Source organism: Streptomyces sp. RLB3-17, from assembly GCF_007113425.2.
In the GTDB taxonomy this organism is placed as follows: Bacteria; Actinomycetota; Actinomycetes; order Streptomycetales; family Streptomycetaceae; genus Streptomyces; species Streptomyces mirabilis_D.
In genome coordinates this window covers 5490177-5515479 of record NZ_CP041610.2, presented here as the reverse complement: position 1 = coordinate 5515479, position 25303 = coordinate 5490177, and the positions used below count along the sequence as shown (strand labels likewise).

The window sequence follows — 25303 nt, the reverse complement described above, 5'->3', positions numbered from 1 at the left end:
GACTCCGTTGGCTCCCACCGGTGACTCATAGGAGATTCTCAGTGTGGTTCCAGGGTTTTTCTTAATTCCGTGGGCCAGAGTGTGAACCGATGAAGCGCACCACTCGTCCCCCTGGCAACCGGCGGAACGCTTTGTTCGTCGTGGTCGTGATGCTGGCCGTCACGTCCGCGTCCGTGGCGTCCGCCGACGACGGCCCCGGGCCGTTCGGCGTGACCGTGCAGGCCGACACGAACAAGGCGAGCGCCCGTGTGGGCGCCTTGTTCGGCGCGGGTGACGGCCTGAGCGGACACTTCTGCACCGCCTCTGTCGTGCACAGCGAGGGGCGGGACCTCCTGGTGACCGCCGCACACTGTCTTGACGGGGGCGGAAAGTTGCGGTTTGCCCCGGGATATCGGGACGGCAAGGCGCCGTACGGGATCTGGGACGTCAAGAAGACCTTCGTCGGTGACGCCTGGACCGGCGGTCAGGACGAGGACAGTGACGTCGCCTTCGCCGAGGTCGCCAAACAGGGCGCGAAGGGCATCGAGGACGTCGTCGGCGGGAACGGCCTCGCCACGGGGCGGGAGACCGGGGCCACCGCCGTCACGGTCACCGGCTACCCCAGCACCCTCGACGCGCCGATCACCTGTACGAACAAACCGACCGCCCACAGCCGCTCCCAGCAGCGCATCGAGTGCCCCGCCTTCGCCGGCGGCACCAGCGGCAGCCCCTGGGTGAACGGCGACGGGGAGGTCGTCGGGGTCATCGGCGGCCACGAGGCGGGCGGGGACACCGACGACGTCTCGTTCAGCGTCGTCCTCGGGAAAGAGGCCGCGAAGTTGTACAAGGTGGCGCGCAAGGGCGGCTAGGGGCGCGCGGGGCGGGTTCGACGTGTGCGGGGCGAGGTCGGGGCGTACGGGGCGGCGTCGGGGCGTACGGGAGGGGTTCGGGGCGCACTTCGCGCCCCCGTTTCTTGTCGTGTGTGATCGTTTCCTCGCGCAGGGGTCGCCTCTAGACTGACGTCCGGCGGACTCCCGTGCGGCGAGGGGCGGTTGACGGTGCGTAAGACGTGGGTCGTGGTGACCGCCGTCGCCGGGGTGGGGCTCGCCTTCACGTCGGCGCTGGTCGTCGGCGTCTACATGGTGGCCGGGAACCTCGCCAACGGGGTCGGCGGCGGATCGGTCGGGCTCGCCAAGGGCGCCGTGCCGGCCGCGTACCAGACGCTCGTACAGAAATGGGGCAATCTGTGCGGCGCGATCAATCCGGCGCTGCTCGCCGCACAGCTGTATCAGGAGAGCGGATTCAACCCGAACGCCAAGAGTCCGGCGGCGGCGGAGGGCATAGCGCAATTCATCCCCGGCACCTGGGCCACGCACGGAATCGACGGCAATGGGGACGGCAAGCGCGACGTATGGGACCCGAATGACGCGATTCCGTCGGCCGCCTCCTACGACTGCAAGCTCGCGTCCTATGTGAAGGACGCGCCCGGGAACCTCACCGAGAACATGCTCGCCGCTTACAACGCGGGGGCCTACGCGGTCATCAAGTACGGGGGCGTGCCGCCGTACAAGGAGACCCAGAACTATGTGAAGACGATCACGACTCTGGCGAAGAGCTTCGCGCGTCCGGTGAGCCGGGTGGATCCCTCTCAGCAGGCCGCCGCGGCGATCTACTACGCGCAGAAGAAGCTCGGCACGCCCTACCTGTGGGGCGGCAACGGAACCGCTGACCAGGGCGGGCGCTTCGACTGCTCGGGTCTGACCAAGGCGGCGTACGAGAGCGTCGGAGTCACCCTGCCGCGCGTCGCCAACGACCAGTACAACGCCGGACCGCACCCCGCGCGCGCGGAACTGCTTCCGGGCGATCTGGTGTTCTTCTCCGACGACCTCACCAACTCGCGGGCCATTCGGCACGTCGGTATCTATGTGGGTGGCGGGTACATGATCGACGCACCGCGAACGGGTGCCGTCATCCGCTTCGACCCCATCGACACCCCCGACTACTTCGGCGCGACCCGCGTGACCGAAGATGGCGCGAAAGCGTTGCCGACGACGGTTTGATCCCACCCCTGAGCTGCGGCGATGTATCTCTCTTCGATAACGTCTGCGTGATCTTTCGGTGGAGGGTGGAACGTACTGAAGGGGAATGTGCGTTCCTGTTGACGTAGAGCGATCTACGACCACGGGGGTGGATCGGGCGGCGCACGAAAGGCTGCGCCCGCGGAAAGACGACGAAGGGGCCGCAGCACCATGGCTGGACTCGCCGAATCCGGTTCGAACCCCGACGTGGACCTGCTGTACGACATCAACGGCCTCGCCAAGGACGCGCCGCACTGGTTCGACCGCGGCATGGAGTTCGTCGGCGAGTACGGGCTGCTGCTCGCCCTGGTCCTGCTGGTGCTGTGGTGCTGGTGGACCGTACGGCGGCGCGGCGACGAGAACGCCGCCTCGTCGGTGGCCGCGCTCGTCTGGGCCCCCCTCGCGGCCGGCGTCGCGGTGCTGGTGAACGTGCCGATAAGGGGCTTCGTGGAGCGGCCCCGCCCCTTCGTGGACCACCAGGGGCTCGACGTCCTGGTCGGTGGCAAGACCGACTTCTCCTTCGTCAGCGACCACGCGACGCTCACCATGGCGATCGGCGTCGGACTGTTCGTCGCGAACCGGAGGTTCGGGCTCGCCGGGCTAGGGATCGCGCTGCTCGAAGGCTTCTGCCGGGTCTACATGGGCGTGCACTACCCGACGGACGTCATCGGCGGCTTCGCGCTCGGCACCGCCGTCGCCCTGCTGCTGTCCCCGCTCGCCATGGCCCTGCTGACCCCGGTGATGAAGGCCGTGGAGCGCTCGCCGCGCGCCGGATGGCTGATCCGGGCGCGGAGCGTGGGGCATGCGGGGCAGGAGGCGCTGATTCCCGGGGCGCGGGCGGAGCGCCCCGAGGAGCCGGACCTCGCCGCGTAGACGCTCCGCCGGGTGGCGGTCGCCGGCTCGCGGGCCCCTGGGTGTGGTCGCGGGTCTGTGGGTGATCGCGGGTGTGGTTGCCGGTCCGCGGGTCCGTGGGGGTTGGTCGCTCAGTTCCTCGCGCCCCTTGCGGGGGCGCTCAGAGTGACTGGGGGAAGGTGAAGAAGCGGTTCGGGTCGTACTGCTTCTTCAGGGCCGCCAGGCGGGTCGCCGCGTCGCCGTAGTAGGCCTTGCGCCAGTTGGTGAGGGTCGCGTCCGTGTAGTTCTGGTAGGCGGCACCCGAGGCATAGGGGGCCATCGCCGAGTGGGCGGAGGTCAGCCAGGACTGGACCGTGGTGCCGGAGCCGCCGGCGCCCCAGGAGGCGATGTACTGGGCGAGCATGCGGGAACGCCGGTGCACGAACGCCGTCGCGGTCGGCGAGACCCGGTTGACCGCACCGCCCAGTGCGGTGAGCGCGATGCTGCCCGCGCCGCCGCGGACCGAGGAGATCTGGTGCAGCAGCGTCTGGATGCCGGCCGCGGAGATCGAGCGGTCGAAGAAGTCCGAGCGGGCCGCGTACGTCTCACGGCCGAGGGCGCCCTGCGAGGAACGGCCCGGCGTCGAGCCCGGCAGATGGCACTGGGCCTCGGTGGGGAACGAGGAGCAGCCCGCGTACGCCTCCATCGACTCCTTGTAGGAGTGCTTCCTGAGCGAGACGCTGCGCGCGGGGGCGCCGACCCTGGTGGCCAGGCGGTCCACGGCGTTCTGGAGTTCGCCGTAGGTGCCCAGGGAGAAGGCGGCGACGGAGACGGTGGGGGTGCCGCTGCCGTTCTCCAGGTGGAGCGAGGACCAGATCTCGTCCGGCTGGCTGGGGCCCCACTCCTGCCAGGCCTTCACCACGGCGGCGGCCTTCGCCCAGGGCCACGTCATGTACGCCGACACGGCCTGCGGGGCGGCGTGGGTCTTGAAGCGCAGCTCGGTGACGACACCGAAGTTGCCGTTGCCGGCGCCGCGCAGGGCCCAGAAGAGGTCCTTGTTCTCGCTCGCGTTCGCCACGACCTGCTTGCCGTCCGCGGTGATCAGCGTCGCCTGGGTGAGGCTGTCGCAGGTCAGGCCGTACGCCCGTGACACCACGCCGTGGCCGCCGCCGAGGGTCAGACCGGAGACGCCGACGGTCGGGCAGGAACCGGCCGGGATCGTGACGCCCTTCGCGGCGAGCGCGCGGTAGACGTCGATCAGCTTGGATCCGGCGCCGACCACCGCCTCGTTCGCGGACGCCCGGATGGTGTTGAGCTTGGACACGTCCAGGATCAGCCGGCCGTTTCCGGAGGACCAGCCCGCGTAGGAGTGGCCGCCGTTGCGGATCGACAGCGGGATGTTGTGGGCGCGGGCGTAGGCCATGGTCGTACGGATGTCGTCCGCGTGGGCGACGTACGCGACGGCGGTGGGCTTCAGGGAGTCGAAGCGGGTGTTGTACAGCTGGTGGGCCGTCGACCAGCTGCGGTCGCCGGGGCGGACCAGCGAGCCGTCGAGGTCCTTGGCGAGGGCCGTCCAGTTGGCGGCGGCGTGGGCGGCCACGCCGCTGCCCGTGCCGCTCTTGCCCGCGCTGGTGGTGGCCGTCCGCAGGGAGGTGTCGGCCGCGTCCGTGGCCGCCGCCTTGCCCCCGCTGCCCTTGGCGTTGCACGCGGCCGTGGCAGCCGCCGCGAGTGCGGCCGCGCCGCCACCTATGAACGTACGCCGTTGCATGTGCGCCTCCCGTTGCTTCCCGTGCGTGGGACGAGACGTGTGCCGGGTCCTGGGGGTTCCGCGGCGGACGCGCGCGGGACGGAACCGGGACATGACCGTGATCGCGCGCGGATCTCGCCCCATCTTGAACCTGGTCCAGGCCTTTTTCGGCTGAGGGCGGGCGAGAAGTTGGTCACGCCGCTTTCGGGGCGCTACGCGAGCGGTGTGTTCACCAAGTGGCCCTCGGCGTCGGTGCGGGCCAGGCTGCGGGCGCGGCGGGCCGGTCCTTGCCAGCCGCAGGTGCAGCGCGCCAGACAGAAGCGACCCTGCTCGATCGTCGTCGTTCGGTGTTCCTGGACGGGGTGGGTCTCCTCCGGCTGCTGCGCCACGCCGACAACGTTACCCAAGGCAAGCAAATGAATCGCCACCGCGTGACGGCCGTCCCTACCCGTCGTTAACCGGAACGACAGGAGGCCCGGGACGGACCGGCTGGGGGTCGGCGGACGATGGTGGCGCAGCAGCAGAGTCGGATGAGCACGGGCGTCGTCGCGGTCGCGATGGCGGGGCTCATGGTCTGCGTCGGCGGATGTTCCGTCGGCCGGGCCGGTGCCGAGGACGCGCGCGAAAGCATCACCTCCGTCGAGGTGCTGCACCGGGCCGCCGCCACACTGGAGCGCGCCGGCAGCGCCAAGACCCGTACGTCGATGGAGATGGCCACCGGCGGGACCCGGGTCACCATCCGCGGCCAGGGTGTCTACGACTTCAAGAAGCAGCTGGGGCAGTTGAAGGTGCTGCTGCCGCAGGATCCCGCGGGCGCCGTCGAGCACCGGCCGATCACCGAACTCCTCGCCCCGGGCGCCCTGTTCATGAAGAACCGCGGTGCCGGTGTCCCCGCCGACAAATGGGTGCGCGTCGACACGGCCACCCTCTCCGACGGGAACCTCGTGACCGGCGGCGCCACCGACCCGTTCGCCGCGGCGGAGTTGCTGCGGGGGGCGCGGACGGCGACGTACATGGGGAGGACGGAGGTGGCCGGGACACCGGTGCGGCACTATCGCGGGACCGCCGACCTGGACATCGCCGCGCGGAGCGCCTCGCGGGGGAACCGGAAGGCACTCGCGGCGGCGGCGAAAGGGTTCGCCACCAACGAAGTCCCGTTCGACGCCTACCTCGACGACCAGGGGCGTGTCCGCAAGCTCCGCAACCGGTTCAGCTTCATCAACGGGCGGCAGAAGGGCACCGTCGCGGTCGCCTCGACGACCTTGCTGTACGACTTCGGGGTCCCCGCCCATGTGCGGCTTCCGGAACCCGAGGACATCTTCGCGGGGAAGATCGCGGAGCCGTAGACGTCCGTCCGTCGGCGTGGCTGCCGGTGTGTGGATGAGGACGAGTTGGGGGCTGGAAATGGCCCTTCCGTGCCATGCGCGGTGTGTAGGCCGCTCCCTACTCTAGGAAGTCGGTGACGGCAGGAAGAGGTGATGCACGTGGCTCCGGTCGGCGGTACGGCAGTTCAGGACCACGTGGCCCTCGCCGAGATCGAGCTGTGCGGCGACCTGATCATCGCGGCCTCGGCCGCCCACGAGGAGCGGCTCAGCCTGGAGAGCATCGACGAGGTACTGAAGGTGGCCGAGGAGCGCACCCGGGGGACCGGCACGGGGGAGTAGGCCCGCTTCACGTCCGCACTTCGGTGTCCCCCGGTGCTTGTGTCATGTGCGCAGCAGGCGGCCGATCGCCTTCGTGGCCTCCTCGACCTTCGCGTCGACCTCCTCGCCGCCCTTGAGGGCCGCGTCCGCGACGCAGTGGCGCAGGTGTTCCTCGAGGAGCTGGAGCGCGAAGGACTGGAGGGCCTTCGTGGAGGCGGAGACCTGGGTGAGTATGTCGATGCAGTAGACGTCCTCGTCGACCATCCGCTGCAGACCGCGGATCTGGCCCTCGATGCGGCGCAGGCGCTTGAGGTGTTCGGCCTTCTGCTTGTGGTAGCCGTGGATGCCGCGGTCGTGCTCGGTCACGACGCCCCCGGCCTCGACTCCACCGCTCACGACGTCCGGGCTCCCGGCTCCGTCGCTCCCGACGTCCTCGCTCCCGACTTCCTCGGTATCGGTGGGGGCCTGGGTGTTCGAAATGTCCGGGACCTCCTGAACCGATTTGGCCTTGCCGGAGGGCGCCGTCGCGCCGGCCTCGGTGGTCGTCATCGCGTCCTCCTGATGGTCCGGTATATATACCCCTGGCGGGTATATGGTAACGAACTTTGCTGGGTATAGGGCCCTTGCCGGATGCAGGGACCGGACCCTGTGCTGATCACTGTGCCTGATGGGCGACACTGGGGGACGGCCGGTTAGCCGTGGCCGGATGATGCGCCTAGCATCAGCCTGACCGAACAAAAGGACTCCGAGGACCCCAAGTGCGCTTTCGTCTGACCCCCAGGGAGACGAGCTTCTACGACATGTTCTCCGCCTCCGCGGACAACATCGTCACGGGCTCGAAACTCCTGATGGAACTGCTCGGGGCGGACGCCTCCGCCCGGGCCGAGATCGCAGAGCGCATGCGGGCCGCCGAACACGCCGGTGACGACGCCACTCACGCGATCTTCCACCAGCTGAACTCCTCCTTCATCACGCCGTTCGACCGCGAGGACATCTACAACCTGGCCTCGTCCCTCGACGACATCATGGACTTCATGGAGGAGGCCGTCGACCTGGTCGTGCTGTATCAGGTCGAGGAGCTCCCCAAGGGTGTGGAACAGCAGATCGAGGTACTGGCCCGGGCCGCCGAGCTGACGGCCGAGGCCATGCCGAACCTGCGGACGATGGACAACCTCACCGAGTACTGGATCGAGGTCAACCGGCTGGAGAACCAGGCCGACCAGATCCACCGCAAGCTGCTCGCCCACCTCTTCAACGGCAAGTACGACGCCATCGAGGTCCTGAAGCTCAAGCAGATCGTGGATGTGCTGGAGGAAGCGGCCGACGCGTTCGAGCATGTGGCGAACACGGTGGAGACCATCGCCGTCAAGGAGTCCTGAACTCCGTGGACACCTTTGCGCTGGTCGTGACCATTCTGGTCGCGCTCGGATTCACGTACACGAACGGCTTCCACGACTCGGCGAACGCCATCGCCACGTCGGTGTCCACGCGGGCGCTGACCCCGCGGGCCGCGCTCGCCATGGCCGCGGTGATGAACCTCGCCGGTGCGTTCCTCGGGAGCGGGGTGGCGAACACCGTCAGCAAGGGGCTGATCGCGACGCCCGAGGGGTCGAAGGGGATGGGGATCCTCTTCGCCGCGCTCGTCGGGGCGATCGTCTGGAACCTGGTCACCTGGTACTTCGGGCTGCCGTCGTCCTCCTCGCACGCGTTGTTCGGGGGACTGGTGGGGGCCGCGCTCGCGGGCGGTACGAGGGTGCTGTGGTCCGGGGTCGTGGACAAGGTCATCATCCCGATGTTCCTGTCGCCGGTCGTCGGTCTGATCGTCGGCTATCTGGTCATGTGCGCGATCATGTGGCTGTTCCGGCGGGCCAATCCGCACAAGGCCAAGCGGGGGTTCCGTATCGCGCAGACGGTGTCCGCGGCGGGGATGGCCCTCGGGCATGGTCTTCAGGACGCCCAGAAGACGATGGGTGTCGTGGTGATGGCGCTCGTCATCGGCGACGTCCAGAAGTCGGACGACCCGATTCCGGTGTGGGTGAAGATCGTCTGTGCGGTGATGCTGTCGCTGGGGACGTACGCCGGTGGGTGGCGCATCATGCGGACGCTCGGGCGCAAGATCATTGAGTTGGATCCGCCGCAGGGGTTCGCCGCGGAGACGACGGGGGCGTCGATCATGTTCGCCACGGCGTATCTCTTCAAGGCGCCGATCTCGACGACGCATGTCATCACTTCGGCGATCATGGGTGTCGGGGCGACGAAGCGGGTGAACGCGGTTCGTTGGGGTGTCGCCAAGAACATCGTCCTGGGGTGGTTCATCACGATGCCGGCGGCGGCGCTGGTGGCTGCCGCCAGCTTCTGGGTCGTGGACCTGGCGTTCCTGTAGGACGCCGAACGCACGAACGCTTCTCGCCCCCGCCGCCCCTACCCGACCCATCCCCAGGGGCTCCGCCCCTTCCACCCCGCCAGGGGCTCCGCCCCCGGACCCCCGATCGCCCAAAGGGCTCGTCCTCAAACGCCGGACGGGCTGACTGACACGGGCCGGGGTGGGTGGGGCATCGGCCCCCGACCTCGTCCTTGAACGCCGGACAGACTGAAAGATGTAGGCCGGGGGGCCGGGGCATCCGCCTTCGGCCTTGTCCTCGAGCGTCGGACGGGCTGACAGATGCGGGCCGAGGCGAGGTTTTCAGGGGCGCGGGGAACTGCGCGAGCAGCCCCCACCGGCCGGTAGCCGAAGGTCTCGGGGTGGGCGGCGGATTCGGGGCGAAGCCCCGCTTCTGGGGGCGCGGGGAACTGTGCGCCGAGCCGTCGCCGGGCCCGCAGCCAAATGAATTGTGGGGCGTAGCCCCGCTTCTGGGGGCGCGGGGAACTGCGCGAGCAACATCCGTCGGCCCGCAGCCGGAAGACTTCCCGACCCCGACCGACCCCTCGCTCTTGGCCCCGCCCTTGGCACTCGTCCTCGTCCCCGTCCCCGTCGAAGACGAGCGGGCCCGCCCCCGGGAGCCAGGGGCGGGCCCTTCTCGTCCTCGCGGTGGCACCGCCATGCAGCACCGCGAGGGGTATGGGGGAAACGGCTCAGCCGAAGCGGCCGGAGATGTAGTCCTCCGTGGCCTGCACCGACGGGTTGGAGAAGATGCGCTCCGTGTCGTCGATCTCGATGAGTCGTCCCGGCTGGCCCACCGCGGCCAGGTTGAAGAACGCGGTGCGGTCGGAGACGCGCGCGGCCTGCTGCATGTTGTGCGTCACGATGACGATCGTGAAACGCTCCTTCAGCTCACCGATCAGGTCCTCGATGGCGAGGGTCGAGATCGGGTCCAGGGCCGAGCAGGGCTCGTCCATGAGGAGGACCTGCGGCTCCACCGCGATCGCCCGCGCGATGCACAGACGCTGCTGCTGACCACCCGACAGACCCGAACCGGGCTTGTTGAGGCGGTCCTTGACCTCGTTCCAGAGGTTCGCGCCCTTGAGGGACTTCTCGACGACGTCGTTCAGCTCGGACTTCTTGTACGAGCCGTTCAGACGCAGACCCGCCGCCACGTTGTCGAAGATCGACATGGTGGGGAAGGGGTTGGGGCGCTGGAAGACCATGCCGATCGTGCGGCGCACGGCGACGGGGTCGATGCCGTGGCCGTACAGGTCCTCGTCGTCGAGGAGGACCTTGCCCTCGACCCGGCCGCCGGGGGTGACCTCGTGCATACGGTTGAGCGTGCGCAGGAACGTCGACTTGCCGCAGCCGGAGGGGCCGATGAACGCCGTCACCGAGCGCGGCTCGACCGTCATCGAGATGTCTTCGATCGCCTTGTGGGAGCCGTAGTAGGCGGTGAGACCGCTTACGTCGATTCGCTTGGCCATGTCAATCACTGCTTCTTTCGAGGGGGATGCTGCTGGTCGCTGATATGGCCGCGTCAGCGACCTGTCTTCGGTGCCTTCCAGCGGGCGATGCCGCGGGCCACCATGTTGAGAATCATCACGAAGGCGATCAGGGCGAGCGCAGCCGCCCAGGCACGGTCGTACGCCGCGTTCGAACCGGCGCTGTTCGCATACTGCTGGTAGATGTACAGCGGCAGCGAGGCCTGCGCTCCGGAGAACGGGTTGGTGTTGATGAAGTTCGTGCCCCACACCAGCAGCAGCACCGGGGCGGTCTCGCCCGTGATGCGTGCGACGGCAAGCATGACACCGGTCGTGATGCCACCGATCGAGGTCGGCAGGACCACCTTGAGGATCGTGCGCCACTTGGGCACGCCGAGCGCCAGGGAGGCTTCCCGCAGCTCGTTCGGTACGAGCTTGAGCATCTCCTCGGTGGAGCGGACCACGACGGGCATCATCAGGATGGCCAGGGCCAGCGAACCGGCGAAGCCGAAGGGCTGCAGGTCCATGATGAGCATCAGGCTCAGGATGAACAGACCGGCGACGATCGAGGGGATGCCCGTCATCACGTCGACGAAGAAGGTGATGGCCGTGGAGAGCTTGCCGCGCCCGTACTCCACCAGGTAGACCGCGGTGAGTACACCGATCGGCGCCGCGATCAGGGTGGCGAGACCGACCTGCTCCAGCGTGCCGATGATGGCGTGGTAGATGCCGCCGCCGGGCTCGGAGTCCGCGACCACGCCCATCGAGTGGGTCAGGAAGTAGACGTCGAAGACCTTCACACCGCGCTTGACGGTGGTCCAGATCAGGGAGGCCAGCGGGACGACGGCGATGAGGAAGCAGACCCAGACGAGGCTGGTCGCGACGCGGTCCTTGGCCTGACGGCGGCCCTCGACGCGCGCGGCGATGCCGTACGTACCGAGGACGAAGAGGATTCCGGCGATCAGGCCCCACTGGACCTTGCTGTCGAGACCGCCGACCAGGCCGATGACCACGGCGAGCACGACGGCGCCGGCGGCGATCGCCCACGGGGACCACTTCGGCAGGGTCGCGCCGCGCAGGGTGCTGGGGCGCTTGTCCATGGCGGGTGCTGAGTGGCTCATGCGTTGGCCCCCGAGTACTCCGCGCGACGGGCGATGATGACCCGGGCCGCGCCGTTGACCAGCAGGGTGATGACGAAGAGGACCAGACCGGACGCGATCAGCGCGTCACGGCCGTCCGCGGTCGCCTCGCCGAACTTGCTGGCGATGTTCTGTGCGAAGGTGCCGCCGCCCGGGTCGAGCAGGCTGGCGTTGATGTCGAAGGTCGGCGAGAGGACCGTGGCCACGGCCATCGTCTCACCGAGCGCGCGGCCGAGACCCAGCATCGACGCGGAGATGACGCCGGAGCGGCCGAAGGGCAGCACCGACATGCGGATGACCTCCCAGCGCGTGGCGCCGAGGGCCAGCGCGGCCTCCTCGTGCATCTGCGGGACCTGGCGGAAGACCTCGCGGCTCACGTTGGTGATGATCGGCAGGATCATGATCGCGAGCAGGATGCTGACGGTGAGCATCGAGCGGGGCGCGCCGCCCTGCCAGCTGAAGATGCCGGTCCAGCCGAAGTACTTGTCCAGCCAGCCGAAGAGGCCGTTCATGTGCGGCACCAGGACGAGGGCGCCCCACAGGCCGTAGACGATGGACGGCACGGCGGCGAGCAGGTCGATCACGTAGGCGACCGGGCCGCTCAGCCTGCGCGGTGCGTAGTGCGTGATGAACAGCGCGATGGCGACCGCGACCGGAACCGCCAGGGCCATGGCGATGATCGAGGAGACCACCGTGCCGAAGGCCAGGACGGCGATGCCGAAGACCGGCGGGATGGTGTTGGTGTTCCACTCGAAGGTGGTGAGGAAGTTGCCGTGGTCCTTGCTGATCGCGAGCGAGGCGCGATAGGTGAGGAAGACCGCGATGGCGGCCATGATCACCAGCAGGAAGATGCCCGACCCGCGGGAGAGACCGAGGAAGATCCGGTCACCGGGTCGGGTGGCGCCGCGGCCCGCGCGCTTCTGCACGGCCACGGAAGGCTGGGGGGTGGGGGGAGGTGCTGCGTCTGTGTTCTGTGTCGATATGTCCATCGGGATCTCCGGTCTGCAGAGCCGTACTTGGTGTGCGGCTCCTGGCGGCGGTGCACCGGACGGTGCGGCCCGGCCCCGAACCGGGGCCGGGCCGCACACTTAGGTCAGCTCAGGCCCGCGATGGTGGTGCGGACCTTGGCGATGATGTCGGCCGGGATCGGCGCGTAGTCGATGGAGGAGAGGACCTTCTGGCCGTCCTCGCTCGCAATGTAGGTCAGGAACGCCTTCGTGGCGGCCAGCGAGTCCGACTTGTTGCCCTTGTCGCAGACGATCTCGTACGTGACCAGGGTGATCGGGTAGGCGCCGTCGGCCTTGGTGGCGCGGTTCAGCTTGAGCGCGAGGTCCTTGCCCGTGCCGATGACCTTGGCGTCCGCGATGGCCTTGGTGGCGTTCTCGACGGTGGCGTCGACCGGGGCGCTGGCGCCCGTGTCGATGCTGGCCGCCTTGATGCCGTCCTTGGCGAACGACAGCTCCATGTAGCCGATGGCGCCGGCGGTCTGCTTCACCTGCTGGGCGACACCGGAGGACTGCGGAGCGGACTGGCCGCCCTTCGCCTGCCAGGCCTTGCCGCCGGAGTACTTCCAGTCGGCGGGGGCCGCGGCGATGAGGTACTTGGTGAAGTTGTCCGTGGTGCCGGACTCGTCCGAGCGGTGGAACGCCTGGATCTTGAGGTCGGGCAGGTTGACGCCCGGGTTCAGCTTCGCGATCGCCGGGTCATTCCACTTGCTGATCTTGCTGTCGAAGATCTTGGCGACCGTCGAGGCGTTCAGGACCAGCTTGTCGACGCCCGGGACGTTGAAGCCGACCGCGATCGGGCCGCCGACCATCGGGAGGTCGATGCCCTGGCCGCCACCGGTGCACATCTTCTTGGAGGCGGTGATCTCTTCGGGCTTCAGTGCGGAGTCGGAGCCGGCGAAGGCGACCTGGCCCTGGGTGAACGCGGTGACGCCGGCGCCGGAGCCGCCGCCCTTGTAGTTGATCTGCACGCCGGAGCAGGCGGCGCTGAACTCCTTGACCCAGGCGTCGATCGCGTTCTTCTGCGCGGACGAGCCGTCGGCGAGCAGCTGGCCCTTGGCGTTGTCACACTTGATCGAGCTGGCGGAGCCCGTCGTCGCGCCGCCCGTGGCGCTGCTCTTGCTGCCGGTGTCGTCGGAGCCGCACGCCGTGAGGGCCAGGGCGCCGGAGACGGCGACAGCACCGAGCGAAAGGGCGCGAAGCCGGTTCTTGCGCTGAAGCTTCACTGTTGGGGTGTTCCTTCCAGGAGCCGCCGTCTGGTTGGCGGCGTGCGAGGTCTGTGTGATGCGGACGCAGGAGGCGTTCCGCACCGGGTAAGGCCGAAATTAGGCAGATCAGGTGAAGGCGTCGATGGCCGTAAGTGAACGGAGGGTGAACCCCTGTGGGCGGTGCGGTGAGGTCACGGAACGCTTACGTCGAGGACACGGTGGGATCCCGATCGTTGTTACTGCATGTGACCGGGTGTGTACGTATATGGCCGAAAGGTTCGGCTAGGTGAGGTGCAACACGCTCAGCAGGGCGTCGACCAGATCGGCGTCCCTGGGCTGGGTCAGACGGTCGCGGGCCGCCGCGGGGGAGAGCCACAGGACGCGGTCGACCTCGTCGTTCGGAGTGAAGTGGCCGTCCGTCGCCTCGGCAGCCCAGTAGCGGACCTCCTTGGGGCGGCCGGCGACGGGATAACGGAGGGTGGGCAGGGCCGTGCCGGGCACGGCGGTGTACCCCGTCTCCTCCCGGACCTCCCGCAGTGCCCCAGAGAGCGGTTCCTCGCCGCGCTTGAGCTTGCCCTTCGGATGCGACCAGTCGTCGTACTTCGGCCGGTGGACGAGACATATCTCCAGCTCACCGCCGAGTGGCGAGCGGCGCCACAGGACGCAGCCCGCCGCCCGTACGGCCTTGAAGGTGTCCTCGGTCATCAGGCCTCCCTCACGGGGTGCGCACGGTTTCCTTCTGCCAGTTCTGCTGGAACGCGAACCGTGCCGCCTCCACCTCGTGCCGCTGGTCGGCGTGGAGCACGCCGAGCGCGTACGCGGTGGCCGGGGCGATGCGCGGGGTGCGGGCCGCCGCCGCGGCGGCCGCGGCCGCCTCCGCCGCGTCCCGGTGTCGGTTGAGGGCCTGACCCGCGCGGAGCAGTCGTACGTCGATGGGGGCGTCCTCCCCGTAGAGGACCTCGCACGCGTAGCGGTGCAGGCGCAGCAGCAGCCGGACCTGGTGCCAGGGCGCGTCCTGGGGGTGGGGCGCGGTGTCCGCGGAGAGGCCGTGCACGAGGGCCTCGGCGTTGTACGGGTGGCCCGCGGTGACCAGCGGCAGCGCGGCGACCGCGTCGGTCAGCCGGTCGGACGCGGCGGCGGCCAGCGGGCGCAGGTCGGCCGTGGCGGCCGCCGGGGTGAGCGGCACCTCGCTGGCGAGCACGGCGACGCTGTCCGCGACGGCGTGGAAGCGGGAGGAGCCGAGCGCCTGCAGCGCGGCCGAGTGGGCCCGGGTGCGGGCCAGCGTCAGCTGGCGGTCGAGCAGCGCGCCCGCCTTCGCGGCGCCGACGGTCAGACTGCCTTTGGCCGGCGCGCCGGTGTCCTGCGCGGCCTGTGCCGGGAAGCCGGCCGCGCCCGAGAGCCGGTTCAGCGCGCCGATCAGCCGTTCCAGGCGGGCCGCGTAGGCGTGTTCACGGGCCAGGGTGCCCGAGAGCCACGCCAGTTCGGGCCGCATGCCCTCCGACCACTCCGCGTCGAGCAGCGGTCGGAAGGTGTGCAGGGTGCCGCTGATGCGGCGGGCCGAGCGGCGCAGGGCGCGCGCCGCGTCGACCGATTCCCCGGAGCCGTTCTCTCCCGCTCGTGACCCGTCCCGCGACTCGGCGCGCGACTCCGTTCTCGGCTTCGCCCGGGCGGTGGTACCCGCGTCGGAGCCGTTCTCCCGGTGCTGTCGCAGGGAGCGGAGGAACTCCGTGGCCTGGGCCCTCAGGTAGCCCGCGAGGGCGTCTCCTGACATGGGCCCGGCCGGGGAGTCGGTGGGGGGTTCAAGGTGTTGCTGTGCCACGCCGGCGCCTCCGGGCGTCTATGAGCATCTCCTGGACGTTGCGCAGGGGTTGGCCATCCGCGTCGGTCGAGTGCCGGGTCCACTCGCCGTCCGGGCCCAGGTGCCAGGAGGCGGTGGTGTCGGACATCCCGGTCTCGAACAGCCGGTTGAGGGCTGCGCGGTGTGCCGGGTCGGTGATCCTGACCAGGGCCTCGATCCGCCGGTCCAGGTTGCGGTGCATCATGTCCGCGCTGCCGATCCAGACCTCGGGCTCGCCGCCGTTGCCGAAGGCGAAGACACGGGAGTGTTCGAGGAACCGGCCGAGCACGGACCGTACGCGTATGTTTTCGGACAGGCCGGTGACGCCCGGCCGGACCGCGCAGATGCCACGCACCCACACGTCGACGGGCACTCCGGCCTGGGACGCGCGGTACAGCGCGTCGATGATCGCCTCGTCCACCATCGAGTTGCACTTGATGCGGACGTAGGCGGGGCGTCCGGCGACGTGGTGCTGGACTTCCTTGTTGATCCGCGCGATCAGCCCGTCGCGCAGGGACTTGGGGGCGACGAGCAGACGGCGGTAGGTCTCGCGGCGCGAGTAGCCGGAGAGCCGGTTGAAGAGGTCCGACAGGTCCGCGCCGACCTGCGGGTCGGCGGTGAGCAGGCCGAGGTCCTCGTACAGCCGGGCGGTCTTCGGGTGGTAGTTGCCGGTGCCGACGTGGGAGTAGCGCCGGAGCGTCTCCCCCTCCTGGCGGACGACCAGCGACAGCTTGCAGTGGGTCTTCAGCCCGACGAGCCCGTACACGACATGGCAGCCCGACTCCTCGAGCTTGCGGGCCCACTTGATGTTGGCCTGTTCGTCGAAGCGCGCCTTGATCTCGACGAGGACGAGGACCTGCTTGCCGGACTCGGCGGCGTCTATCAGCGCGTCGACGATCGGCGAGTCGCCCGAGGTCCGGTACAGCGTCTGCTTGATGGCCAGCACGTCCGGGTCGGCCGCCGCCTGCTCCAGGAAGGCCTGTACGGAGGTGGAGAAGGAGTCGTACGGGTGGTGCAGCAGGACGTCGCGCTCGCGCAGGGCGGCGAAGATGTCGGGCGCGGACGCCGACTCGACCTCGGCCAGGTCGCGGTGCGTTCCCGCGATGAACTTCGGGTACTTCAGCTCGGGCCGGTCGAGGGCGCCGATGCCGAAGAGGCCGGTGAGGTCCAGGGGACCCGGCAGCGGGTACACCTCGGCCTCGGAGATCTTCAGTTCCCGTACGAGGAGATCGAGGACGTACCGGTCGATGGACTCCTCGACCTCCAGGCGCACCGGCGGCCCGAAGCGGCGCCGCATGAGTTCCTTCTCCAGCGCCTGGAGCAGGTTCTCGGCGTCGTCCTCCTCGACCTCCAGGTCCTCGTTCCTGGTCAGCCGGAAGGTGTGGTGCTCCAGGACCTCCATGCCCGGGAAGAGCTCCTCCAGGTGTGCCGCGATCACGTCCTCGATGGGGACGTAGCGGTTGGGGGAGGCTTCCAGGAAGCGGGAGAGCAGCGGCGGGACCTTGACGCGCGCGAAGTGCCGGTGGCCGCTGACCGGGTTCCGTACGACGACCGCGAGGTTCAGGGACAGACCCGAGATGTACGGGAAGGGGTGCGCGGGGTCGACCGCCAGCGGGGTCAGGACCGGGAAGATCTGGTGCCGGAAGAGGGTGAAGAGGCGGGCCTGCTCCTTCTCCGTCAGTTCGCTCCAGCGGACCAGATGGATGCCCTCCTCCGCGAGTGCGGGGGCGACGTCCTCCTGGTAGCAGGCCGCGTGCCGGGCCATGAGCTCGCGCGAGCGGGCCCAGATCATCTCCAGGACCTCGCGGGGCTGCAGGCCGGAGGCGGACTTGGTGGCCACGCCGGTCGCGATGCGGCGCTTCAGTCCGGCCACCCGGACCATGAAGAACTCGTCCAGGTTGCTGGCGAAGATCGCCAGGAAGTTCGCCCGTTCGAGCAGGGGCGTGCTCGGGTCCTCGGCGAGCTCCAGCACCCGCTCGTTGAACGCGAGCCAGCTGCGCTCGCGGTCGAGGAACCGGCCCTGCGGCAACATGATGCCGTCCTGCACCAGGTCCTCGTAGGCGTCGAGGTCGGCGTCGATGTCGGGCTCGAGGTCGGAGACGTTCGCCGCCACGGTGTGCGGGCGGTGCGCGGCGATGGAGCCGACGGAGGGCTGAGGGTGCTGCACCGGTGCCTGGGCGCTGGGCTGGTTCATGGACCCATTCTTCCGCGCCGGGAGCGAGACCGGCGCGTCGGAGAGCGCGAGCGGCAACGGGGTGAGGCGGATGTTCCCGTTCCGCGACCCCGGTACCGCCTTGCTCCCCGTCGTCGGAGAGGTCTCGTGCTCCGGCGGAGGCGACGGCTCTGGCACGGCGGGCTTCATTGGCTGAGCGTCGCAAGCCCGTCTGAATCGATGGTTACGGCGACATGACGTGCGGGATATCGGGGAGCGGCTCCCGGACGTCTACATGCCCGGGAACGGCGTACGCCCCACCCCCCGTGAGGGGCGTACGCGGCCCCGGCATGGGGGGAGCTATGCGGTGCGGCGGCGCAGCAGCCGGAAGGCGGCGGCGGTGGCCGCGGCGGTCACGGCGAGGACGATGCCGGTTTCCACCAGCTGGAGGGGCCAGAAGTGGGAGGCGGGGTGGTAGTGGCTGAAGTAGCCGGTGACGTCGTGGGCCGCCAGGCACTTCTCGCTCTTGCCGCACCCCGGGTCGGCGATGTGGGCGCCGGTGGAGGTGACGGCGCCCTTGTCGCCGAACAGGACGTTCGACGGGGTGGCGTAGCCGGTGGCCAGGGTGCCGTGGCCGGTCGCCCAAGGCCACAGGTGCGGGCGGGCGGTGCCGAGGGCGGTGTCGACGAGTGCCGTGGCGATGAACGCGAGGCCGCCCGCGGCCAGGGCACGGCGCAGGAGCAGGCCCGCGAGGGCGCCGACGGCGAGGCCGAGCAGCGACAGGGCGACGGCCAGGGGGCCGTTGGCGGTGAAGGTCGCGTCGTCCCACCAGTTCCAGGTGACCGGCACCTTGTGGGCGTCGAACAGCAGCCGGTGCACCAGGACCAGGACCGTGCTGCCGGCGGTGATCAGCGCGGCGGGCACCGCGAGCGTGGTGGCCAGCCAGCGGGTCGGGGAGACGCCCTGGGTCCAGGAGAGGTGGGCGGTACCGGTCTCCAGTTCGCGGCCTATGAGGGCGGCGCCCGCCCAGACGGCGGCGACGTAGGGGATCGCGCCGATCGTGACTTCGACGCCGGCGTGGGCCAGGTGGTAGCTGCTGATGGCGCTGCTCCAGCCGCAGCCGTGGGAGCCGCACTTTCGCCGCCAGTCGGCCCGGGCGGCACTCGCCCCGGGGCCGTAGGCCCACAGCAGGACACCGGAGAGGGCGGCGAAGATCACCGCCCAGATGATCAGGGCGACGCGGTGCAGGCGCAGCACCGCGTGCCACATACGGGCCGGTCGCGGGCCGGCCGTCGGGACGGTGGCCAGGGCGGTCATACGGCGGACTCCTTGCGGCTGTGCGTCGAACCGGTCTGGCGCTTGAGGAGCTGGAACGCGGCCACCGTGAGGATGGCGGTGACGGTGAGGATGATCGCGGTCGCGGTCAGTTGGAGGGGCCAGTAGTGGGAGTAGGGGTGGTAGTCGTTGTAGTAACTGACGGCGTCGAGCTTGGTGTACACGGTCCGGCAGTTCCCGTCGGTGATGGGGCCGCACTGCGGGTTGGCGATGCGTGCGCCGGTGGACGTCAGCAGGCCCTGGGAGACGCTGATGCCGGAGCCGGACGGGACGCTGTGCTCGAGGCTGCTGACCTTGGTGACGGTGGGCCAGAGGTGGGGTGTCGCCAGCGCGATGACGCTCCACAGGAAGCCCGTGGCGCACAGTGAGCCGATGAGCGAGGCGAGGGAGTTGCGCTTGACCAGGCCGAAGAAGGCGCCGCTCACCAGTCCCGCCAGGGCCATGGCGCCGGTCGCCGTGCCGTTGGCGGCGTAGGTCCCGATGTCGTACCAGTTCTTGGCTGTGTCGATACGGCCCTGGCCCGTCGACCAGGCCCAGTGGTGCAGGCCCACCAGGAGGCCGGAGCCGACGGTGACCAGTACGGCCGGGAGGGCGAGTTTGGCGGCGAGCCAGCGGGCGGGGGAGATCGACTGCGTCCAGGCCAACTGCGCGGTGCCGTTCTCCAGTTCGCGGCTGGTCAGTGTGGCGCCGGACCAGGCGGCGACCAGGAACGGGACCGCGAGGACGGCGATCGTCGTGTAGGTGTACCAGTCCTTGTAGCGGCCGATCGCGTACTGGTCGTAGGTGCAGGTGTCCGTCTTGCAGGCGTTGTACTGCTTCCAGGCCTCGGCCGACGCGTCGGTGAGCGGGCCGCCGAGCCAGAGCAGGAGGGCGCCGACGACGATCACGAGTCCCACCCAGGCGAGCAGGGCCGGCCGGTGCAGTCTCAGCAGCCAGCGGAGCAGGCTCGGCGTGCCGGACCGGCGTCCGGTGGACGGGGGCGCGGGCGTGGCGAGGGCGGTCACGCGACGGTCTCCTCGGTCTTGGCGGGGGCGGCGGTGGCCTGAGGGTTGCGCAGGTAGGAGAGGACCAGCTCCTCCAGAGAGGGCGTGCCGGTCTGCCAGTCGCCGGGCACCGGGGCCGCCGGGCGGATCATTGCCGTGAGCTGGCGGCCGGTGGTGTGGGACTCGACGACGGAGTGTGGGTCGAGCACCGTCTGTGCGGGAGCGGACACGTGTACGTGGGCGGCCAGCAGGTCATCGATCTCGCCGGCCAGGCGGACCTGGCCGTCACCGATCAGGAGCAGGTGGTCGCAGGAGTTCTCCAGCTCGGCGACCACGTGCGAGGACATCACGATCGTGGTGCCGAACTCGGCGGCCTGCGCCATGAGCAGGCCCATCATCTCGTGCCGGGCCAGCGGGTCCAGGTCGGCCATCGGCTCGTCCAGGAGCAGCAGCTCGGGCCGCTTGGCCAGTGCGAGGGCGAGGGCGACGCGGGTGCACTGGCCGCCGGAGAGCGAACGGATGCGGGACTTCGGGTCCAGGTCGCCGTGGGCCACGATGCGGTCGGCGGTGGCCGCGTCCCAGCGGTCGGTGTTGAGGTCGGCACCCATGGCCAGCGTCTCGGCGACCGTGAGCTGCTGATACAGCGGCTTGTCCTGGGCTACGTAGGCGACCCGCTCGCGGGCCACGCCCGGACGCTCCCCCAGGACGGCTATCGCACCCTCGGTGGGGGCCAGCAGCCCGGCGGCCAGTGCGAAGAGCGTGGACTTGCCCGCGCCGTTGGGGCCGACGACGGCGCAGATCCGCCCGGTGGGCAGCCGGAAGGCGCAGTCCCGCAGCGCCCACCCTCCCCGCCTGCCGAAACGCTTGCCCAACGCGGCGGCCTCGATCGCGGCGGTGCCTGTCATGAGGGTTCTCCCTGGAAGTGCTTTTCGAGTACGGCGGTGAAGAGCGCGGCGACGTCGTCCCGGCCCAGACCGGACGCCCGGGCCCGTTCCGCCCATGCGTCGAGTTCGGTGCGCAGGGGCGAGTCGGCGGGCGTGGTGTTCAGGCTGCGGCGCACGAACGTGCCCAGGCCGCGTCTGGCCTCGACCAGGCCCTCGCGCTCCAGCTCGCGGTAGGCCTTCAGGACGGTGTTCGGATTGATCGCCGTGGCCTCCACGACCTCGCGGGCCGTGGGGAGCTTGTCGCCCGGCTCCAGCATCCCCAGGCGCAGCGCCTGTTTGGTCTGCTGGACGATCTGGACGTAGGTGGCGACACCGCTGCGCCGGTCGATGCGGTATTCGACCACTCGAACAACCACCCTTTCACTAATTGAGTAGTGAAAGGGTGGTGCAAGGAGGTGTCCGGAGTCAAGCCCGAAAATCGCGGAGGCGGGCCGGGAGGCCGCGGAGGCGAGCCCGGAAAATTCGATGCCGGATGCGTGAACCGTTCGGCGGGGCTCGTCCGATGAGGGGATGTGAGGGAAACGAGAAGCGACGGAGAGCTGCTGCGGGCCATCGCGGCGGACACGGACCGTCGCGCCTTCGAGGAGCTGTACCGGCGGTATGCGCCGTGGCTGACCGCACGGCTGCGCGGCCGGTGCGCCGATGCCGGGGTCGTCGACGACGTCGTGCAGGAGACCTTCCTCGCCATCTGGCGCGGCACCGCGAGTTACCGGGAGGAGGGTGACGCGGCGGGCTGGCTGTGGCGCATCGGCTCGCGGCGGCTGATCGACACGCTGCGCGGCGACGGCGCGCGCGGCCGGTTGCGCCAGACACTGGCCCGCTTCCGCCACCGGCACGAGGCCTCCGCCGAGGAGCGCGTCCTGGCCGGGGTCGAACACGGCGACCTCGCCGGCGCGTTGATACGGCTCTCGCCCGAGCTGCGCGCCGTCCTCCAGGCCACGGTGATCGACGGACTCACGACCCGGGAAGCGGCCGTCCTGCTCGGCATTCCACCCGGCACGGTCAAGACGCGGGCCCTGCGGGCGCGCAAGCAGCTGCGGGAGGAGCTGGCATGAGCGGCGGAGATGACGAGGCCATCGGCGGAGACCGCCGGGACATGGGTGGGGGTGGAGAGAACATGAGTGGGTGGGACGAGGACGCGGCCGCCGGTCGGAGCACGTCCGGTGCGGGCGCGGGTGACGCCGATCGGACTGCGTCCGGCGCCGACGGTTCCCCGGACGGGCGGTGGCACGCGGACGCCGAGGACCTCCGGGCCTATGCGCGGGGCGAGTTGGCGCCGCCCCGGCTCTGGTCCGTCGACACCCACCTCGTGGCGTGCGCGCCCTGCCGGGAGGCGCTCGCCACCGAGAGCGATCCGGTCGTCCTGGACGCCGGATGGGAGCGACTCGACGCCGAGCTGGACGCGCCACGACCACGGCTGCTCGAGTCGCTGCTGGTGCGGATCGGCGTCGCCGACCACACGGCACGGCTGCTGGCGGCCACGCCTGTGCTGCGCCGCTCCTGGCTGGCCGCGGTCACCCTCGTGCTCCTCATGGCCGTGGTGGCGACCGACGCCGGACGGGCGGCCTCGCCCACGCTGTTCCTCGCCCTCGCCCCCCTGCTCCCGCTCGCCGGTGTCGCGCTGTCCTACGGATCGGTGCTGGACCCGACGTACGAGATGGCCGTGGTGTCACCCCTCCACGGATTCCGGCTGCTGATGATCCGCACGGTGGCCGTGCTCACCACCGGCCTCGTTCTGAACGGCCTCGCGACCCTCGCACTCCCCGCGTACGGGCTGCGCGCGCTGGCCTGGCTGCTGCCCGCCCTCGCCCTCACCGGGACGGGGCTCGCACTGACCGCCCGCTGGGGGCCGGTCCTGCCGCCCTGCCTGGTCGGCGGAGCGTGGGTCGCGCTGCTGATGGTGGCCCACGCGAAGGCCGACGGCGGCACCCTCGCGCCGTTCACGGCACTCGGCCAGGGCGTCGCCGCCGCGGTCGCGGTACTGGCCGCCGGGCTGCTCTATCTCGTACGGGACCGGTTCGACTTCTCCCCCTCGCACGCCTTCTTCGCCGACCACACCGACTTCTCCGACAGGAGCGCCGCATGACCCCCACCGTCTCCGCCTCCGGGCTCACTCTCCGGTACGGCGGGACCGTCGCCCTCGACGACGTCTCCCTGCGCCTGAGCGAGGGCGTGACCGGGCTGCTCGGGCCCAACGGCGCCGGGAAGACCACCCTGTTGCGGGTGCTCGCCACCGCCGTGCCCGCCGACCGGGGAGCCTTCACGGTGCTCGGGCACGACCCCGGCACATCCGCCGGCCGCCTGGACGTGCGGCGCGCGCTGGGCTATCTGCCGCAGACCCCGGCGTTCCACCCGGACTTCTCGGCCTTCGAGTTCGTCGACTACGTGGCGATCCTGAAGGAGCTGACGGACCGCTCCGCCCGGCACCGGGAGGTGCGGCGCGTGCTGGAGGCCGTCGACCTGTCCGACGTACGGGGCAAGCGCATCAAGAGGCTTTCGGGCGGTATGCGCCAGCGGGTCGGGCTGGCCGCCGCGCTGGTCGGCGACCCCGGCTTCCTCGTCCTGGACGAGCCGACCGTCGGCCTGGACCCCGAACAGCGCATGCGGTTCAGGGAAATGATCGCCGAGGCGGGCATGAGACGCACGGTGCTGCTCTCCACCCACCAGACCGAGGACGTCGCGATGCTCTGCCACCGCGTGATCGTCATGGTCCGCGGCAGTGTCCGCTTCGAGGGCACCCCGGCCGAGCTGACCGCGCGGGCGGCGGGGCGGGTGTGGAGCAGTACGGCCCGCGACCCCGGCGCGAGAGCCGGCTGGCGTACGGGCACGGGTTCCTTCCGCAACGTCGGCGACCCGCCCAAGGGTGCCGAGCTACTCGAACCGACCCTGGAGGACGGCTACTTGCTCACTCTCGACGGCGAGCCGGCGGAGGTGGCGGCATGAGCGAGCTGGTGACCCGCACGGTCGTGGAGGAGGCGGCCCCCACGGGGGTGGAGCCGCCCGCCCAGGACCTGCACCCGAACAGGACGCGGGCCGTCATCGCCCTCGCCCGCTTCGAGGCCCGCGAACTGCTGATGCAGATCCCGATGCTCGTCTTCCTCCTCCTGTACGTCGCCTACACCGGCTGGGGGATGTTCAACGGCCGGGAGGGCATGGACGACTATCCGGTCCTCCACGATGTCGACCGGTCCACCCAGACCGCCCCCCTCCTCCTCGCCCTCGTGCTGTTCGTCAGCATCAACCGCGCCGTGCTCCGCTCCCGCAGGCACGGCACCGACCGGCACTTCGACGTGCTGGTCATGGAGCCGTGGCGGCGCTCGCTGGCCCACGCCCTGTCGGCCGTGCCGTTCGCGGTGTTCACCGCGCTGGTCGTGGGATTCGAGTTCACCTGGGCGGCCCTGAAACCCGGCGCGGTCGGCCACGGCTCGCTCGCCGAACTGCTCGTGGGCCCCCTGTCGATACTCCTCGCCGGAGCCCTCGGCGTCCTGGTCGCGCGGTCGATCCCCTTCACGTTCGCCGTGCCGCCCTTCGTCATCGTCATGTACGTCCTCACGACCCTCCTGGCCGCGAGCACACAGGGCACGCACTGGGTGCGATGGCTGGCACCGGTGGTCACCGAGGAAGGCGCCCACCCGTTCCCCGCCGACCTGCTGGGCCGCCCGGCCGCCTGGCACGTGCTGTATCTGGTGGGGCTCATCGTGCTGCTGCTGTGCCTCGCGCTGCTGATCAGCGGCGGTCGTACGCCCAGGATCAAGGCGATCACGGTCCTCGCCCTCGCCGCCATGGCCCAGGGCATCGTGGGGCAGGCCCCGGGTGACTCGGCCGCGCTGATCGCGGCCCGCGCGAAGGCGTCCGCCACCCCGGAGAAGGTGCAGACCTGCGTCACGCACGAAAGGTCGACGTACTGCGCCTACCCCGAGTGGAACGGCCAGACCGCCGACTGGGCCGAGGTGGTCCAGCGCGTCCAGTCCCTCGCGGGCGGCCCGGCCTCGGCCGAGCGGCTGACGGTGCGCCAGCGGGTCGACGCCCGCTCCGGACTGGAGAGCGACGCCGCGCTGGAACCGGCCAAAACGCCGGGGGTCGTGACCGTCGGCACGCGCTGGGGCGGCAACCGGATCCCGGAGTTCGCCGTGGGGGTGGCCTCGGTTCTGGTGACAGGGGACGAGGCGTCCAGCGTCGACGTGTGCGACGCCCGCGCGGTGATCATCATGTGGCTGGCACTGGGCTCGGAGTCCCACCCGCTGACCATGCTGCGCCATGTCCGCATCGACGACTCCATCACCGGCGGAGGGCTCGCCCTCGCGCCCACGAACCCGATCTCCATGAACGCCGCGCAGACAGAAGTGATCAAGGAGCTGCTGCAGAAGCCCCGTTACAGCGTCATCCCCAAGGTGAAGGCCCACTGGTCGGAGCTCACGTCCCCCAAGACGACGACGGCGCAGGTGGCCCAGCTCCTGGGAGTGCCGGCGCCGAGCGACCCGGGCGCGCTGAGCGTCAAGACATGCGGGGAGTGACGGTGCTCGACGACGCAGGTACGGCCGGGGGTACGGAGAGCGCTGGAAGCGGCGGAACTGCGG

General features: G+C 70.2%; 24 protein-coding genes and 1 pseudogene. 11 read left to right on the top strand and 14 right to left on the bottom strand.

The genetic code is table 11. The features are described from left to right. The first annotated feature begins 89 nt into the window (after positions 1–89). From FNV62_RS25040 to FNV62_RS25030, 3 genes are all read left to right on the top strand, one after another. A complete protein-coding gene (locus FNV62_RS25040) occupies positions 90–848 on the top strand; it encodes a trypsin-like serine peptidase (RefSeq protein ID WP_143627160.1) in 759 nt (252 codons plus the stop codon). 183 nt (positions 849–1031) lie between these two features. Then, entirely contained in the window at positions 1032–2039 is a 1008-nt protein-coding gene (locus FNV62_RS25035; RefSeq protein WP_054232356.1) for an NlpC/P60 family protein, read from the top strand. Between the two features lie 189 nt (positions 2040–2228). Continuing rightward, positions 2229–2930, top strand: coding sequence for a phosphatase PAP2 family protein (locus FNV62_RS25030; protein WP_143608550.1), 702 nt, complete (start codon positions 2229–2231; stop codon positions 2928–2930). A 139-nt stretch (positions 2931–3069) separates the two neighbouring features. On the opposite strand, the gene FNV62_RS25025 is transcribed toward FNV62_RS25030, so the two are convergent. Beyond that, positions 3070–4656, bottom strand: a complete 1587-nt coding sequence (locus tag FNV62_RS25025) for an FAD-binding oxidoreductase (protein ID WP_143608548.1) — start codon at positions 4654–4656, stop codon at positions 3070–3072. Positions 4657–4847: 191 nt separating this feature from the next. Continuing rightward, a complete protein-coding gene (locus FNV62_RS54665) occupies positions 4848–5024 on the bottom strand; it encodes a hypothetical protein (protein WP_169081059.1) in 177 nt (58 codons plus the stop codon). A gap of 141 nt (positions 5025–5165) precedes the next feature. Between FNV62_RS54665 and FNV62_RS25020 the strand changes: the two genes are divergently transcribed. Next, the gene (locus tag FNV62_RS25020) at positions 5166–5981 is read left to right on the top strand and encodes a hypothetical protein (protein ID WP_375336757.1); all 816 of its coding nucleotides are present in this window, start codon (positions 5166–5168) and stop codon (positions 5979–5981) included. A gap of 132 nt (positions 5982–6113) precedes the next feature. Continuing rightward, the gene (locus FNV62_RS25015) at positions 6114–6299 is read left to right on the top strand and encodes a hypothetical protein (RefSeq protein WP_054232359.1); all 186 of its coding nucleotides are present in this window, start codon (positions 6114–6116) and stop codon (positions 6297–6299) included. A gap of 42 nt (positions 6300–6341) precedes the next feature. On the opposite strand, the gene FNV62_RS25010 is transcribed toward FNV62_RS25015, so the two are convergent. Continuing rightward, complete coding sequence (locus FNV62_RS25010; protein ID WP_143652101.1) at positions 6342–6674, bottom strand: metal-sensitive transcriptional regulator; 333 nt, start codon at positions 6672–6674, stop codon at positions 6342–6344. Between the two features lie 362 nt (positions 6675–7036). Between FNV62_RS25010 and FNV62_RS25005 the strand changes: the two genes are divergently transcribed. Both FNV62_RS25005 and FNV62_RS25000 read left to right on the top strand, forming a co-directional pair. Further along, positions 7037–7657, top strand: a complete 621-nt coding sequence (locus FNV62_RS25005; protein WP_054232360.1) for a DUF47 domain-containing protein — start codon at positions 7037–7039, stop codon at positions 7655–7657. A 5-nt stretch (positions 7658–7662) separates the two neighbouring features. Further along, complete coding sequence (locus tag FNV62_RS25000; RefSeq protein WP_054232361.1) at positions 7663–8661, top strand: inorganic phosphate transporter; 999 nt, start codon at positions 7663–7665, stop codon at positions 8659–8661. A 689-nt stretch (positions 8662–9350) separates the two neighbouring features. Here the strand turns inward: FNV62_RS25000 and pstB are convergent. From pstB to FNV62_RS24945, 11 genes and pseudogenes are all read right to left on the bottom strand, one after another. Next, positions 9351–10127, bottom strand: coding sequence for a phosphate ABC transporter ATP-binding protein PstB (gene pstB / locus FNV62_RS24995; RefSeq protein WP_054232362.1), 777 nt, complete (start codon positions 10125–10127; stop codon positions 9351–9353). 53 nt (positions 10128–10180) lie between these two features. Next, positions 10181–11245, bottom strand: coding sequence for a phosphate ABC transporter permease PstA (pstA, locus tag FNV62_RS24990; RefSeq protein WP_060900135.1), 1065 nt, complete (start codon positions 11243–11245; stop codon positions 10181–10183). Further along, positions 11242–12252: a phosphate ABC transporter permease subunit PstC gene (pstC, locus tag FNV62_RS24985; protein ID WP_097285307.1), complete on the bottom strand. Its 1011-nt coding sequence runs from the start codon at positions 12250–12252 to the stop codon at positions 11242–11244. The genes pstA and pstC overlap by 4 nt, the downstream gene beginning before the upstream one ends. A gap of 104 nt (positions 12253–12356) precedes the next feature. Further along, a complete protein-coding gene (gene pstS / locus FNV62_RS24980; protein WP_054232365.1) occupies positions 12357–13493 on the bottom strand; it encodes a phosphate ABC transporter substrate-binding protein PstS in 1137 nt (378 codons plus the stop codon). A 264-nt stretch (positions 13494–13757) separates the two neighbouring features. Beyond that, entirely contained in the window at positions 13758–14180 is a 423-nt protein-coding gene (locus tag FNV62_RS24975; RefSeq protein ID WP_143627157.1) for an NUDIX hydrolase, read from the bottom strand. 10 nt (positions 14181–14190) lie between these two features. Next, on the bottom strand, positions 14191–15294 hold the full coding sequence (locus FNV62_RS24970; protein ID WP_054232367.1) for a CHAD domain-containing protein: 1104 nt from the start codon (positions 15292–15294) through the stop codon (positions 14191–14193). Continuing rightward, complete coding sequence (locus FNV62_RS24965) at positions 15275–17506, bottom strand: RNA degradosome polyphosphate kinase (RefSeq protein ID WP_054232368.1); 2232 nt, start codon at positions 17504–17506, stop codon at positions 15275–15277. The genes FNV62_RS24970 and FNV62_RS24965 overlap by 20 nt, the downstream gene beginning before the upstream one ends. A gap of 318 nt (positions 17507–17824) precedes the next feature. Continuing rightward, positions 17825–18781 (bottom strand): hypothetical protein, encoded by a 957-nt coding sequence (locus tag FNV62_RS24960; protein WP_143627155.1) that lies wholly within the window; start codon positions 18779–18781, stop codon positions 17825–17827. After that, on the bottom strand, positions 18778–19803 hold the full coding sequence (locus FNV62_RS24955) for an ABC transporter permease (RefSeq protein WP_143627153.1): 1026 nt from the start codon (positions 19801–19803) through the stop codon (positions 18778–18780). The genes FNV62_RS24960 and FNV62_RS24955 overlap by 4 nt, the downstream gene beginning before the upstream one ends. Before the next feature lie 386 nt (positions 19804–20189). Beyond that, positions 20190–20687: pseudogene (locus FNV62_RS58040) on the bottom strand (ATP-binding cassette domain-containing protein); the annotation flags it as partial. Continuing rightward, complete coding sequence (locus FNV62_RS24945; protein ID WP_143608540.1) at positions 20684–21070, bottom strand: GntR family transcriptional regulator; 387 nt, start codon at positions 21068–21070, stop codon at positions 20684–20686. The gene FNV62_RS24945 and the pseudogene FNV62_RS58040, both read right to left, overlap by 4 nt. Before the next feature lie 168 nt (positions 21071–21238). On the opposite strand from FNV62_RS24945, the gene FNV62_RS24940 reads away from it, so the two are divergent. Genes FNV62_RS24940 through FNV62_RS24925 form a run of 4 tightly spaced genes read left to right on the top strand, consistent with a single transcriptional unit; the run spans position 21239 to position 25240 of the window. Continuing rightward, on the top strand, positions 21239–21781 hold the full coding sequence (locus tag FNV62_RS24940; protein ID WP_060895010.1) for an RNA polymerase sigma factor: 543 nt from the start codon (positions 21239–21241) through the stop codon (positions 21779–21781). Further along, positions 21778–22812, top strand: a complete 1035-nt coding sequence (locus tag FNV62_RS24935; RefSeq protein WP_225900362.1) for a zf-HC2 domain-containing protein — start codon at positions 21778–21780, stop codon at positions 22810–22812. The genes FNV62_RS24940 and FNV62_RS24935 overlap by 4 nt, the downstream gene beginning before the upstream one ends. Further along, a complete protein-coding gene (locus FNV62_RS24930; protein WP_097285303.1) occupies positions 22809–23669 on the top strand; it encodes an ABC transporter ATP-binding protein in 861 nt (286 codons plus the stop codon). Before FNV62_RS24935 ends, FNV62_RS24930 begins: the two co-directional genes overlap by 4 nt. Continuing rightward, the gene (locus FNV62_RS24925; protein ID WP_143627149.1) at positions 23666–25240 is read left to right on the top strand and encodes an ABC transporter permease; all 1575 of its coding nucleotides are present in this window, start codon (positions 23666–23668) and stop codon (positions 25238–25240) included. The genes FNV62_RS24930 and FNV62_RS24925 overlap by 4 nt, the downstream gene beginning before the upstream one ends. Positions 25241–25303 lie beyond the last annotated feature (63 nt).